Origin of the sequence: Stackebrandtia nassauensis DSM 44728, from assembly GCF_000024545.1 — a bacterium.
In the GTDB taxonomy this organism is placed as follows: Bacteria; Actinomycetota; Actinomycetes; order Mycobacteriales; family Micromonosporaceae; genus Stackebrandtia; species Stackebrandtia nassauensis.
Window position 1 is genome coordinate 1,081,585 of the sequence record NC_013947.1, and the last position, 13,536, is coordinate 1,095,120.

Consider the following 13,536-nt stretch of genomic DNA (forward strand, 5'->3'; position numbering starts at 1 on the left):
CACACTCCCTTCGTAAACGGAGCTTCAAAATGGCGTTGTCTGGTGAACAGTGGACTATTGGTTATTCGGGCCGGGAAGCCGTCATCGCTTCGGTGGGCGGTGGCCTGCGGAGTTTCAGCGTCGACGGAAGGTCCTATGTCGACGCGTACGAGGACGACGAGCTGGCCCCCGGCTGGGCCGGGCACGTCCTGGCGCCGTGGCCGGGCCGCCTGGCCGACGGCGAGTACAGCTTCGACGACGAACGGCACAAACTACCGTGGAACGAGCCGGCCAACCGGGTGGCGCTGCACGGCCTGGTGGGCTGGCTGCGCTGGCGGGCCGTGGACGTCAGCGACTCCTCGGTGACCGTGGAATGCGACCTGTCGCCGCAGCCGGGTTACCCGTTCCAGCTGGTGCTGCGCACCCGCTGGTCGGTGGGGCCCTACGGCTTGCGGGCGGTACACACCGCCAGCAACGTCGGCACCCGTTCCTGCCCGCTGGGGCTGGGCGTGCACCCGTACCTGATGCTGCCGAACTCGCCGCTGGACAAGTGGCGGCTGCGGGTCCCGGCCAAGAAGCAGCTGCTCACCGACGAGCGCAAGCTCCCCAGCGGTGAGACGCAGGCGGCCTTCACCGAGGCCACCGCGATCGGCGACACCGTCCTGGACACCACCTTCGGTGACCTGGAGCGCGACTCCGACGGCATCGCCCGACTCGAACTGTCGAATGAGGACGATTCCGAGTCGGTGGTGGTGTGGGTCGACGACTCGTTCGGCTGGCTGCACCTGTACACCGGGGACCAGCTCGACGGTGAGCGCCGTCGCCGGTCGCTGGCGGTGGAGCCGATGAGCTGCCCGCCCGACGCCCTGCGCAGCGGCACCGGCCTGGTGACGTTGTCGCCGTTCGACGCCTGGTCGGGCACCTGGGGCATCACGCCACGCCACGGTTAACGGGAATTGAGGCATACTGGTAGGCCCCTGACGCCGCGCGGCGGTCTAACTCGAAACCCGGGTTTCCGCCGCGTTGACCATGAAACAGGTCACACTCGACCTCCGGGCAGGGTCGGCAAGGCGTCTTAATCGACAAGAGAAGAAGCCAATGACCTGGGGGCATTGATGATCTTTAAAGAGGTGCGGGACGGCCGCCCCTATCCCGACCACGGGCTGAGCCTGCGGGAGTGGGCACAGGTGCCACCTCGTTCGGTGCGGCTGGACCAGCTCGTCACCACCAAACGCGAACTCGCCCTCGACAAGCTGCTCGCCGAGGACTCCACCTTCTACGGGGACCTGTTCCCGCACGTGGTGGCCTGGCAGGGCAACCTCTACCTGGAGGACGGCCTGCACCGGGCACTGCGCGCCGCGCTGCAACAGCGCGGCGCGATCCACGTGCGGGTGTACGAGTTCTCTACTGCTGCGGTGGCTGCTGCTGTTGCCAGGTCGTCGGCTGCTCCCCAGTCTGCTGCTGGATCGCCTGAGTAGCCTGGTACTGCTGCTGCGCCGCGGCCTGCTGGGCGGCAGCCTGCTGCTGAGCGGCCTGCTGCGCCTGCGCCGCCTGCATGGCGGCCAGCTGCTGCGGGTTGGCGGCGACCGGCTCGGCCATCGTGAAGGTCGAGGCGGTGAACAGACCCAGCGCGGCGACGAACAACAGGCGGCCGATGACCACGGCGCCGTCGGCGTTGGACAGTTCCCCGTCACCGATGAGCGCGCCCACCGTCGAACCCAGCGCCACGATCGCCAGGCCGAGCGTGATCAGCCGGTAGGCGTTGCGGTACTTGGGACCGGTGGTGATGGCGATGGCGGTGGCCACCATGAGCGCCACTGAGGCCCCCAGGACACTGCTGTTGACGTCCAGGATGCTGTCGGACTTGGATCCGGCGATGAGCAGTCCGATGAACAGCACGACCGCGCCGCCCGCCGCCAGACCGAAGGTCACGATGTTCATCGGCAGCTTGTCGAACACGTTGGGGGCGGGCTGGGCGTATGCCTGCTGGGCGTAGGCCTGTTGCTGCTGTTGGGCGGCGTAGGCCGCGGCCTGCTGTTGCTGCGCGGCGCTGTAGCCGGGCTGTTGTGGGGACTCAGTCATGTCCATATGATGCCCTGCCGTCGCTGGCGATGGTGCGGGCAGGGCTGTCTATCTATACGTCCTTTTTCGGAGGTTTGTATATGGACAGTGACGGTGGATCGTCGTGCACCTCCACGGCCCGGTCGGCGTCGGTGGGGGCCGCGGCGGGCGCGGGCGCGGCGGCGGTCGGCGGCGCCTGGAAGCGCTGCGGCGGCACCTGGTTGACCTGCGGGTAGGCGGGCGGGTGTTGTGGGGCGACGTGCGGCGGCGTGACGAATCCGGGCCGGTTCGCGGGACGGATCACCATGACCGCCGCGACCAGCAGCGCGGCACCGGCGATGAACAGCCACAGTCCGACACCGAAGTCGACGTTCACGTCCTCCAGGGCCTTCTTGGAGAAGCCGAAGCCCTCATCGATGTCGTCGAACGAGCCGAGCCGGTCGATCGAGTCCTGCAGGTCGGTCTTCCACAGGTAGGCGCGGCCGAACTCGGAGGCGATGACGAGGATTCCCAGCCCGGCCGAGGCCAGGCGGCCGAAGGTCAGCCACCGGCGGGACGCGGCCAGCGCGATCGCGGCGGCGACCGTGAACGGCAACGCGGCGATCGCGGGTTGTTCGCCGACGCTGAGCGACACCCGTCGGGTGAGCTCGCCGCCGTACAGCGAGAACTCGCTCATCGGGTCGGACCCGGCCTTGCCGCCCCAGGTGTACTCACCCAGCGGCAGGAAGAACGCCAGGCCGAGCAGCAGCAACCCGACCCCGGCGAGGATGACCGGCAACGGACTGGACAGCTGACCCGACAGCGCCCGCAACATCGGTGGTCCGGACGGCGCGGGCGCGGCCGGTAGCTGCCGCGCGGTGGGCGGATACAGGTCCGGCGGCGGGGTGGTGGCCAGCGGCGACGGGATCGGCCGCTCCTGCTGCGGCGCCGACATCGGCGACAGCTGCGGTGAGGGCCCGGGCGGCGCCGAGGGGACTCGCGGATAGGTCTGCGGCAGCGGCTGCTGACCGTTGCCTGACGGGGGCTGGTAGGTCACGGTTTCAGTCTGCCGTATCGGCGCCAGCCATCGAAGTCCGTGAGCCGTCGCGAACGGTCAATCCGTCATGCCGCGTCCGGGTTCCCGGCTCCGGAGCCAGGAACCGGTTCCGTCCAGTGTGCACCGCTAGCCGACGGTCAGGGCGGCCAGGGCCGCCAGCGTCAGCACACCCACGCTGGCCAGCGCGGGCCACGGTGGCCGCATCGCGCCGGGCCGGGCCCGCGCCAGCGTCCGGATCCGCAGTTGCGCCCCGGCCACCAGGCCCACCCAGGCCAGTGCGATGACGGCGGCCAGCAGGACCGCGCGCGGCGTCGGGCCCGGCGACAGGGCCTGTCTGACGCACAGGATCGTCACGACGGTGGCGGTCAGGATGGTGCGCCGCCAGGCCAGCCGGGTGCGTTCGGGTTGCGCGCCGCGATCCCTCACGGCGCGAACCGTCCGGTCAACACGGCCAGGATCAGACCCAGCGCGCCCAGCGTCACCAGCAGCACCAACACCGCCGGGAACCGGGACGCGGGCAGGTCCTGCTTGCGGCGCATGGCACGTTCACAGGCCGCCCAGTGCGCGACGGCCCGCAGCGCGCAGACCGCGCCCAACACCAGCAGCACCACCGCGATGGCCTTCCGGGCGCCGATGTCCAGGAACTGGGCCACGGCGATACCGCCGCCGATGAGCGCCAACGCGGTGCGCAGCCACGCCAGGAAGGTGCGCTCGTTGGCAAGGGAGAAGCGGTAATCGGGAGTGGTGCCGGTCTCGCGCAGGCTGCGCGGGTTCAATGTGGCCTTCAAAATTCCCGGGCTCGGCTTCTCGTGATCAGTCACGCCGACCAGTATCGCGCCTTCACAATGATCGGGCCGGTGGATGCGGGCTGACCAGCGGCGGTAATCTCACCTCAGCCCCGAAATCAGGCGCCCCCACGCTGGCACACTTTGGGGATTTCACCTTTCCGACGCACTGCGTATTGTCGTCGGCAGGACAGGGAAACAAGTAAAAAATCACTAATGGGAGAAGCACAGACATGAACGACTACGACGACCCGACCGCCACCGAAGAAGAAGACACCACCACGGAAGAGGACACCTCGACCGAGGACGACGCGGCCGCCGACGACAGCGGCCTGGTGGACATCAACGGTGACGGCGTCTACGACGAGGGCATGGAGACCGACGACGGCACCGCCTACGACACCAACAACGACGGTGTCGCCGACGCGCTGGTGACCGATGACGGCTCGCTGCTGATGGACTCCGACGGCAATGGCATCTACGACACCCAGATGACTGATGCCGACGGTAACGGCGTCTACGACACCGCCGAGATGGACCTGAACGAGGACGGCGTGGTTGACCAGGTCGCCACCGACGCGGACGGTGACGGCGACAACGCGATCGACACGGTCCAGACCGACACCGACGGTGACGGCACCATGGACACCACCGTTCAGGACACGAACCTGGACGGCGTGGCTGACACCACGACCATCGACGCTGACGCTGACGGCACCCCGGAGTCGACCTTCACCGACTCCAACGCCGACGGTGTGGCCGACGACGTGACCTACGAAGACAAGGAAGTCGACGCGGGTCCGGGTCTGGGCGGACAGTCCAGCTAATCGCGACATTGACGCGACAACTCCCGCGACGGGCAACCGTCGCGGGAGTTTTTCGTGTCATCCGACAGCATATTCCTCAATGGAGCGTTCGTCGAGTATGTGTAGGCTGTCGTCATGTGCGTGAGGCTTGGACGGGGGATGCTGCCCGGCGTCCGAATTTCTACTGAAAGTAGAATATCGCTGTGCCCCCGATAGATCCGAAACTGCTGCGGCGGGTGCCGACCCTGCGCCGGGGCCTGACGGCCACCGGGATCTTCGCCGTGGCCAGCGCCGCGGCCATCGTGGCCCAGGCGGTCGCGCTGTCCTTCGTGCTGGTGTCGGGCGTGGCTGGCGAACTCGACACCACCGCGCTCGCGTTCACCGCCGCCGCCTTCGCGGCCCGGGCCCTGTTGGCCTGGGGTCAACAGGTCACCTCCGCCCGCGCCGCCGCCGCGGTCAAGGAACAGCTGCGGTCCGACGTGCTCGGCGCCACCGGACGCCGTCGACCACTGTGGAACAACCGTGCGGGCGAGGCCGTCACCCTCATCACGCGCGGCGTCGACGGCCTCGACGCCTACATCACCGGCTACCTGCCGCAACTGTGCCTGGCGGCGACCGTCCCGGTGACCATCCTGATCGTGCTGGCCTTCAACGACTGGGCCTCGCTCATCGTCATCGCGATAACGCTGCCGCTCATCCCCATCTTCGGGGTGCTGATCGGCTGGCACACCAAGTCCAAGACCGAGAAACAGTGGCGAACCCTGTCGCGACTGGGCGGGCATTTCCTCGACACCGTCTCGGGACTGTCGACGCTGCGGATCTTCGGCCGCGCGGGTTCGGCGGCCAAATCCGTCGCTGACACCGCCGACCGCTACCGCCGCGCCACGATGGAGACCCTGCGGGTGGCGTTCCTGTCGGCGCTGGTGCTGGAACTGGTGGCGACGGTCTCGGTGGCGCTGGTGGCGGTACCGATCGGCCTGCGCCTGCTCGAGGGCGGGATGGACTTGCGCACGGCGTTCCTGGTGTTGTTGCTGGCTCCGGAGGTGTACCTGCCGCTGCGCGCGGTGGGCACCCAGTTCCACGCCGCTGCCGAGGGAATGGAAGCGACCAAGGAAGCCCTGTCGCTGGTGGACGAGGCGGCGGCGGAGGATTCGCCCGCCGCCGAGGGCGTCGCTACGGAGACTTCTTCCGACCTCAAGGCCGCCACGGCAAAGGATTCTCCCGTCCCCGAAGGCGTCGCTGCGGAAGGCCGTTCCTCCCAAGCCGCGAAGTATCCACAGGCTGCGGTTTGTCCACAGGAAATGTCAGTAACGCTCGACAGCTCAAGCGTGGGGCCGACTACCGTCAAAAGTGGGGAGGAGGATGGTGGACCCCTTGGCCTGGGCTGGCTTGAACTGGCGGGGTTGACCGTTTGCTACCCCGGCCGGGATGTTCCCGCACTCGACGGCGTCAGCGCGCGGGCAATCGCGGGGGAGACTGTCGCCTTGGTCGGGCCCAGCGGCGCGGGCAAGACGACGCTGCTGAACGTGCTGCTTGGCTTCGTGGTGCCCAGCACCGGAGGGGTGCGGTGGGCCGGAACGAAGCCCTTGAGTGCGAACGAAACGGCAGCCAGCAGCGGCGAGACGGCCCGCTGGGGAACGGCTGATACTAATGCCGAACGTGGCGGCGGTGAGATTGCCCGGGGTGCGGTCGCCAACCGCGGCGGCGTGGGCGAAGACCGGGTTGACGGCGACGCGGCGGGCGGCGTTGAGCTGGCGACGGCTGACATTGACGCTTGGCGACGGCGCATCGCGTGGGTGCCCCAGCGGCCGCACCTGTTCGCCGCCAGCCTCGCCGACAACATCCGGCTCGGCCAGCCGGACGCGAGTCTCGCGGAGGTGGTCGCCGCCGCTGAGGCCGCCCACGCCACCGAGTTCATCGACGAACTGCCGGACGGATACGACACGATGTTGGGGCAGGACGGTTTCGGGTTGTCGGCCGGGCAGGCTCGGCGGGTCGCTCTGGCGCGCGCGTTCCTGAGGATCCGGCGGCTCGACTGCCCGCTGGTGCTGCTCGACGAGCCCACCGCCAGCCTCGACTCGATCAGTGAAGCGCTCGTGGCTGAGGCCACCACCGCGTTGTTGCGCGGCCGGACCGCTCTTGTGGTCGCGCATCGTCCGGCTCTTGTGGATGGCGCGGATCGGGTGTGGCGCATCGAATCCGGGCGGCTCGTCAGTGACGGGCAGCGGGTGCGGGAGGTGACCTCGTGAGTGTGTTGCGGGTTCTGGGACTGGTCCGGGGACAGTTGCCCCGGTTGGGGTTGGCCGCGCTCATCGCCGCCGCCGCTGAGCTGAGCGGCATCGCGCTCATCGCGACCGCGACGTGGTTGCTGGCCACCGCCGCTGAGCAGCCGCCGCTGACGGCGTTGACCGTCGCGATCGTGTCGGTACGGACGTTCGCCATCGGACGGGGTGTCCTGCGCTACCTGGATCGGCTGCTGGGGCACGACGCTGTGCTGCGGGCGTTGGCGCGGTTGCGTGGCACGGTGTTCCGGGCGCTGACGCCGCTGGCTCCCATGGGGGCCCGGCTTTTCCGGGGCGGGGACCTGCTGACCCGGTTCGTGTCCGACGTGGACGCCGTGCAGGATCTGCTGCTGCGGGTGCTCGTTCCCATGTGGACGGCTCTGGTCGTCGTGGTGGCCGCGATCGGGTTCACCGCCGTGTTCTCACCGGCCGCGGCGTTGCTGCTGGCCGCTTGCATGCTCGTGTCGGGCGTGTTGTTGCCGTTGGCCGCGGCGCTGTTGGCCCAGCGCACCGCGCGCCGCACCGTCACCCGCCGGGCCGCGCTGGCCGCGTCGACAATGGACCTCATTCACGGTTCGGCCGACCTGGCCGCCTACGGCGCCACCGACGCCGCGGTGAGGCGCGGTGCGGCCGACACCGCCGCGCTGGCCGGAGCCGAGCGCACCGGTTCGGGTGTGGTCGCGGCCGTGACCGCCGCTCACGCGCTGGTCGCCGGGACCGGCGTCATCGGGGTGCTGCTGCTGGCCGACGGACTCGGCGTCATGACCGCCGTGCTGACCCTGACCGCGTTGGTCAGCTTCGAGGCGTTGGCGCCGCTGCCGCAGGCCGCCCGGCGCCTGGCCGAGACCCGTTCGGCCACCGACCGGATCGTGGCCATCATGGACGCCGAACCGCCGGTGCCGGACCCGAAGCACCCCGAACCGCTGCCCGACGGCGACGCGCGACTGGTCCTGACCGACGCCGTCCCGGCGCTCCCACGGCGAGCGTCGGCGTCGGACGCGACCGATCCCACGCCGCAAGCCGTCGGCGGCCACGCCTCGCGCGGCGTCAGCCTCGACCTGCCGCCGGGCAAACGCGTCGCGATCGTCGGCGCCAGCGGCGCCGGCAAGACCATGCTGCTGTCCATGCTGGTGCGCTTCACCGGCATCGCCCGCGGCGAGGTCACCCTCGGCGGTGTCAGTCTGGAATCGCTGCGCGGCGAGGACGTGCGCACCCGCATCGGCGGCATGTTCTCCGACGCGCACCTGTTCAACACCGACGTCCGCGACAACCTGTGCGTCGCCGACCCCGACGCCTCCGACGACACGCTGCGCGCCGCCCTGACCCGCGCCGGGCTGCCCGATCTGGACCTGGGGATCGCGGTCGGCGAGGACGGCCGCGCACTGTCGGGCGGGCAGCGGCAGCGGCTGCTGCTGGCCCGGGCGCTGCTGGGCGGTCACGCGGTGCTGCTGCTGGACGAACCCACCGAGCACCTCGATCCCGACACCGCCGCGGCCGTCATGGCCGACCTGGTCTCGGCGACCGACGGCCGTTCGCTGGTGTGCGTCACCCACCACCTGGCTCACCTGGACGTGTTCGACGAGATCCTGGTGGTCGAGTCCGGGTCGGTCGTGGAGCGCGGCGGTTACGCCGCACTGATCGAACGTGACGGACCGTTCCGCCAGCTCGCGGGAACTTTCGCGACCACGGCGGCGACTACCTGACCGTGAGAATCCTGCGAATCCTGTCGGGCGCGCTGCTGGGCGCCGCCCTGCTGATCCCCGTGACCGCCACTCCCGCCTCCGCCCACGTGGCGCTGGTCTCGTCCGACCCCAAGGACGGGGCGAAGCTCGACGAGGCCCCCGAGACGGTGGAACTGACCTTCTCCGAGGTGCTCGACGCGCCGTCGACGAAGGTGGCCGTGATCAAACCGGACGGCGAGAACCTCGACGTGGCCAAGCCGAGCATCGAGGACAAGACCATCACGCAGGCGCTGAAGCTGCCGGTGAAGGGCGAGTACACGGTGTCGTACCGGATCGTGTCCGAGGACGGACACCCGGTGGAGGACAGCATCAGCTTCTCGGTCGCCTCGGTGCCGAAGGAGAACCAGGAGCCCAGTTCGGCCGCCGAGTCCGCCGACGAGGAGACCAAGGACACCGACGAGGCCGCCACGACCGACTCGGGGCTCGGCTGGGGGCCGGTGGCGCTGGTCGCGGCCGGGGTCGTCGTCGTGGTCGTCGTGGTGGTGCTGCTGGTGCGCCGACGCTCCCGTGACTCGTGAATTAATGCCACGACCCGGCACAGCGCTGGGAGATGGCACCTTGATCCCTTAGAGTTCGAGAGGCACGAATCAATCCCTCGAAGCCTCGAACGAAGGTGTGACGTTGACATACCCACCGCAAGGTGGCTATCCGGACGACCCCATCAACAACGGGCCGGACCCTCAGAGTCCATTCGGGTACCCGGATCAGCCCGCCTCTCCGCCGAGTTCGGCGGCGCCTTACACGCCGCCGCCACCCAACAGTGGCTGGCCGGACTCGCCGCCGACCCAGTACGGGCCGATGTCGCAGCCCGGTCCCGCCCAGTACGGGCCGCCGCCGGGAGGCATGGGCGCCGCGCCCCAGCAGGGGGGTTTCGCGCCGCAGCCGCCCCCGTCGTCGGGTAACGCGACGATCGGCTGGGTCATCGGCGGTATCGCGGCGGTGCTGGTCATCGTCGCGGGCATCGCGGGTGTGATCTTCTTCGCGAACGCCGGCAATTCGGAGGACTCCGGAACCGACGGCGGTTCCTCCAGTGCGTCCGACTCCTCGGCGGGGCCGAGCCAGACGCCCACCGACGTCGTCAACGACTACTACGACGCCGTGCGTGCCCACGATGTGGACGGCGCGTACAAGACTTTGTGCTCGTCCATGCAGGGATCCGAGTCGGATTTCTTCGGTTCCTACGACGAGGACGAGTTCTGGAAGACCGTCGACGCCTCCACCTACACCGTGGGGGAGGAGACGATCAAGGACGATTCCAACGCGAATGTCAAGGTCAAGCAGGAGGTCCAGGGCGAGACCTACGATTTCTCCGCCGATCTACAGATCGAAAGCGGCGAATGGAAGATCTGTTACTGGAACACGCCGACCTAGGACGCGCGACGTAATCGGTCCATTACGGACATTGGCGGTGGCGGGCTTGACCTGCTACCGTCTTTTCCATGCGCTCGCCCTTCCTCACCAAGCGACGCGCGATCGACTTCTGCTTGATCGCCGCCAGCCTGTGTCGCCGCTGACCTGCGGCCGCAGCGTGCGCTGAGGTTAGGTACAAGCAGAAGCCATCTTCCGCTCAGTCCGCCTTCATCGGCATGCGTCATATCTTCTGTCGCGGTTTCCATCGTGAGTTCTCACACCACGGTGTACGCGTTCTCGGCCGTGTTTCCCGTCCGTAGATTTCCCATCCAACAGGAGCATTTCTCATGAGCCGTGCCGAAACCCTGGTCTCCGCCGACTGGGCCGAGCAGAATCTCAACACCGACAAGACCGTCTTCGTCGAGGTCGACGAGGACACCACCGCCTACGACAACTCGCACATTCCCGGTGCCGTCAAACTGGACTGGAAGACCGACCTGCAGGACCAGGTCCGACGCGACTTCGTCGACCGGCAGCAGTTCTCGGATCTGCTGTCGCAACGCGGCATCGCCAACGACGACACCGTGATCCTCTACGGCGGCAACAACAACTGGTTCGCCGCCTACGCGTACTGGTACTTCAAGCTGTACGGCCACGACTCGGTCAAGCTTTTGGACGGCGGCCGCAAGAAGTGGGAGCTGGACGCCCGTCCACTCAGCTCGGACCCGGTCAACCGTCCGGCCACCAGCTACGTGGCCGCCGAACAGGACCGCTCGATCCGGGCACTGCGCGACGACGTGCTGGGCGCCCTGGGCTCCTCCAACCTGGTCGACGTGCGTTCTCCCGACGAGTACGCGGGCCGACTGCTGGCCCCGGCGCACCTGCCGCAGGAGCAGTCGCAGCGCGCCGGACACATCCCGACGGCGCTGAGCGTGCCGTGGAGCAAGGCGGCCAATGAGGACGGAACGTTCAAGTCCGATAAGGAGCTTTCCGAACTGTATTCCGAGGCAGGAGTGGACTCCTCCAAACCGACCATAGCCTATTGCCGGATCGGCGAACGTTCCTCGCACACCTGGTTCGTGTTGCGGGAATTGTTGGGGCACAACGATGTTCGTAACTACGATGGTTCGTGGACAGAATACGGCTCGCTTGTGGGCGTGCCGATCGCTTTGGGCGACGAGCCCGGAAAGGCGCTGTAAGTCATGGGGACCAACACGTCTAACACTCTGACCGCCGCTGGTTGCGGCGCACCCGACCAGTCCGCGGCACTGCCGGCCGCGATCAACCTCGAAACCGAGACCGTCATCACCGGAAGCGTCAAGTCCGCCACCGGTGACGCCGTCGAGGGCGCCTACGTGCGACTCCTGGACGGCGACGGCGAGTTCACCGCCGAGGTCGTCACCGGCGACGGTGGCGCGTTCCGGTTCTTCGCCGCCGACGGCGAGTGGACGCTGCGCGCCCTCTCCCGCGAAGGGGACGGCGAGACGGCGGTACAGGCGAGCCGGGGCCTCAACGAGGTCACCGTTTCGGTCAAGCGCTGACCGTCGCGATCGGACGCTTGCCGCCCCGGTTCCAGGCGACTGGAACCGGGGCAGCACTATTGATGCCGTGCCTTCCACCAGTTCACCGTCGCGGTCGCCCGTTGCCGTGCTCAAGCGGCACAAGGTCGCCGCTGGCGTGGCCGCGTGGGCGCTGCTGATCGCGGTGTTCGCGCTGTTCACCCCGTCGGTGACGGTGCGGGAGCAGACCCGGCCCGCCGACGCGCTGCCCCGGCTGGACGCCGCCGTCGGCGACGCGGCCGGACTGCTGACCGGCAAACCCTACGGCTACTCGCTGACGGCACTGACCTTTGAGGGCGCCTGCGACATCACCCCGGTGCGCTCGGGAGTGGAGTACTCCCGCACCGTCACCGTCTACACCGGCAAGAAGAACGCCCGCGCCGCCGCCGAAGAGCTGTACAAGGGACTGAAAAAGCGGTACGACCTGGAGCCGACCTCGTTCAGCAAACGCCCGTCCTACAGCGGCACCAGCGCCGACTACGTGGACTTCGAGCTGCGGCAGGACCCGGAGCTCGTGGTGTGGCGGGCCACGACCGGCTGCCGCCCCGCCGCCGACGCGGTGGGGGAGCTGGCGCCCGCCTTCGCCCCCGGCGCCCAGTCGGCGATGCTGCTGAAGCGACTCGACGTCGACGACCCGGACTGGAGCTCGGCCACGGCGGCCTGCGGCGACCTGGGCGGTCCCGGCGGCACCGCCAGCACCGCCACGGCCACCGGCGAACTGGCCAAGGACACCAAGGCGGACCTGGCCAAGCTGGCCGACGACCTGCCCGAGGACACCGAGGTCACGGTGGCCTCGAAGAAACTGCTGTCCTACCGGCTGGAGGGCGTCACCCACGCCGTCAGCCTCGACGGCCGCGCCGTCACGGTCACGGCCACCGAAGGCTGCGACGGCAAATCCGGCGACTGACGCGCCCGCGGGCTAGCCGTCGTCGGAGTGCAGGGCCCGGTAGATGTCGTCGGCGCTCAACCCGCCCAGCGAATGGCCGGACTCGGTGACCGACACGAAACCGGTCTCGCCGTCCAAAAGCCGCGACAACGCCTCGCGCAGGTTCGCCGCCGACGTCACCGTCGGGTGCTCACCGGGTGGCAGTTCCCGCAGCTGTGCCTGGGCCAGGCCGGTCACCGACAGGCTCTTCACGCCCCGGTCGGCCCCGACGAACTCCGACACGAACGAGGTCTTGGGGCGGCGCAGGATCTCGGCGGGGGTGCCGTACTGCTCCAGCTTCGCCTCATTGGACAACACGGCGATCTTGTCGCCCAACCGGATCGCCTCGTCGACGTCGTGGGTGACGAACACGATGGTCTTGCCCACGTCGGCCTGCAACCGCAGGAACTCCTCCTGCAGCCGCCCCCGGGCGATCGGGTCGACGGCCGAGAACGGTTCGTCCATCAGCAGCACCACGGGGTCGGCGGCCAGTGCCCTGGCCACCCCGACGCGCTGCCGCTGCCCGCCCGACAACTGGTGCGGGTAGCGCTTGCCGTGGATGCCGACGTCGAGGCCGACCAGGTCCAGCAGCTCCTCCACCCGCTCGGTGGCCTTGTCGCGGTCCCAGCCCAGCAGCCTGGGCACGGTGGCCACATTGGCGGCGACGGTCTGGTGCGGGAAAAGTCCTATGTGCTGAATGCAGTAGCCGATGCGGCGCCTCAGCTCCACCGGGTCGGAGGACGTGACGTCCTCACCGTCCACGTAGATGGACCCCGAGGTGGGCTCGATGAGCCGGTTGATCATGCGAAGTACTGTGGATTTGCCGCATCCGGACGGTCCGACGAGTGCGACGAGTTCGCCCGCGGCGATGTCGAGACTCAGGTCGGCGACCGCGGTTCCACCCCCGTCGTAGATTTTCTCGACACCGTCCAGCCTTATCGGCGCGGCGGTCGCGGAAGACATAGGCCAGACCCTACAGGGAGCCACCGACGTTGACCAGTCACGCGCGTT

The 13,536-nt window shown here is 68.8% G+C and carries 15 protein-coding genes; 10 read left to right on the forward strand and 5 right to left on the reverse strand.

Features of this window, described 5'->3' with window-relative positions; all coding sequences use genetic code 11:
* Window positions 1-29 precede the first annotated feature (29 nt).
* Both SNAS_RS05035 and SNAS_RS33725 read left to right on the forward strand, forming a co-directional pair.
* On the forward strand, window positions 30-929 hold the full coding sequence (locus SNAS_RS05035; protein WP_013016300.1) for an aldose 1-epimerase family protein: 900 nt from the start codon (window positions 30-32) through the stop codon (window positions 927-929).
* A 165-nt stretch (window positions 930-1,094) separates the two neighbouring features.
* A complete protein-coding gene (locus SNAS_RS33725; RefSeq protein WP_013016301.1) occupies window positions 1,095-1,457 on the forward strand; it encodes a type II toxin-antitoxin system VapB family antitoxin in 363 nt (120 codons plus the stop codon).
* On the opposite strand, the gene SNAS_RS05045 is transcribed toward SNAS_RS33725, so the two are convergent.
* From SNAS_RS05045 to SNAS_RS05060, 4 genes are all read right to left on the reverse strand, one after another.
* Window positions 1,384-2,061, reverse strand: a complete 678-nt coding sequence (locus tag SNAS_RS05045; protein ID WP_041624556.1) for a hypothetical protein — start codon at window positions 2,059-2,061, stop codon at window positions 1,384-1,386. The two genes, SNAS_RS33725 and SNAS_RS05045, sit on opposite strands and share 74 nt — an antisense overlap.
* Window positions 2,062-2,113: 52 nt before the next feature.
* Window positions 2,114-3,076 carry a hypothetical protein gene (locus tag SNAS_RS05050; protein ID WP_041624557.1) on the reverse strand — a complete coding sequence of 321 codons (963 nt, stop codon included), beginning with the start codon at window positions 3,074-3,076 and terminating at the stop codon, window positions 2,114-2,116.
* A gap of 126 nt (window positions 3,077-3,202) precedes the next feature.
* Window positions 3,203-3,502 carry a DUF202 domain-containing protein gene (locus SNAS_RS05055; RefSeq protein WP_013016304.1) on the reverse strand — a complete coding sequence of 100 codons (300 nt, stop codon included), beginning with the start codon at window positions 3,500-3,502 and terminating at the stop codon, window positions 3,203-3,205.
* The gene (locus tag SNAS_RS05060; RefSeq protein WP_052304913.1) at window positions 3,499-3,897 is read right to left on the reverse strand and encodes a YidH family protein; all 399 of its coding nucleotides are present in this window, start codon (window positions 3,895-3,897) and stop codon (window positions 3,499-3,501) included. Before SNAS_RS05060 ends, SNAS_RS05055 begins: the two co-directional genes overlap by 4 nt.
* A gap of 197 nt (window positions 3,898-4,094) precedes the next feature.
* On the opposite strand from SNAS_RS05060, the gene SNAS_RS32415 reads away from it, so the two are divergent.
* The 8 genes from SNAS_RS32415 to SNAS_RS05100 all read left to right on the forward strand — a co-directional run bounded on the left by SNAS_RS32415 (window position 4,095) and on the right by SNAS_RS05100 (window position 12,507).
* Window positions 4,095-4,688, forward strand: coding sequence for a hypothetical protein (locus SNAS_RS32415; RefSeq protein ID WP_013016306.1), 594 nt, complete (start codon window positions 4,095-4,097; stop codon window positions 4,686-4,688).
* A gap of 182 nt (window positions 4,689-4,870) precedes the next feature.
* Window positions 4,871-6,916, forward strand: coding sequence for an ABC transporter transmembrane domain-containing protein (locus SNAS_RS05070; RefSeq protein WP_013016307.1), 2,046 nt, complete (start codon window positions 4,871-4,873; stop codon window positions 6,914-6,916).
* Window positions 6,913-8,652, forward strand: coding sequence for a thiol reductant ABC exporter subunit CydC (gene cydC, locus SNAS_RS05075; protein WP_013016308.1), 1,740 nt, complete (start codon window positions 6,913-6,915; stop codon window positions 8,650-8,652). The genes SNAS_RS05070 and cydC overlap by 4 nt, the downstream gene beginning before the upstream one ends.
* 2 nt (window positions 8,653-8,654) lie before the next feature.
* A complete protein-coding gene (locus tag SNAS_RS05080) occupies window positions 8,655-9,209 on the forward strand; it encodes a copper resistance CopC family protein (RefSeq protein ID WP_013016309.1) in 555 nt (184 codons plus the stop codon).
* Window positions 9,210-9,312: 103 nt separating this feature from the next.
* On the forward strand, window positions 9,313-10,062 hold the full coding sequence (locus SNAS_RS32420; protein WP_144300399.1) for an Rv0361 family membrane protein: 750 nt from the start codon (window positions 9,313-9,315) through the stop codon (window positions 10,060-10,062).
* Window positions 10,063-10,388: 326 nt separating this feature from the next.
* Window positions 10,389-11,240 (forward strand): sulfurtransferase, encoded by an 852-nt coding sequence (locus tag SNAS_RS05090; RefSeq protein ID WP_013016311.1) that lies wholly within the window; start codon window positions 10,389-10,391, stop codon window positions 11,238-11,240.
* A gap of 3 nt (window positions 11,241-11,243) precedes the next feature.
* Entirely contained in the window at window positions 11,244-11,582 is a 339-nt protein-coding gene (locus SNAS_RS05095; RefSeq protein WP_013016312.1) for a DUF1416 domain-containing protein, read from the forward strand.
* A gap of 67 nt (window positions 11,583-11,649) precedes the next feature.
* Window positions 11,650-12,507, forward strand: coding sequence for a hypothetical protein (locus SNAS_RS05100; protein ID WP_144300400.1), 858 nt, complete (start codon window positions 11,650-11,652; stop codon window positions 12,505-12,507).
* 12 nt (window positions 12,508-12,519) lie between these two features.
* On the opposite strand, the gene SNAS_RS05105 is transcribed toward SNAS_RS05100, so the two are convergent.
* Window positions 12,520-13,488, reverse strand: coding sequence for an ABC transporter ATP-binding protein (locus SNAS_RS05105; RefSeq protein WP_013016314.1), 969 nt, complete (start codon window positions 13,486-13,488; stop codon window positions 12,520-12,522).
* Window positions 13,489-13,536 lie beyond the last annotated feature (48 nt).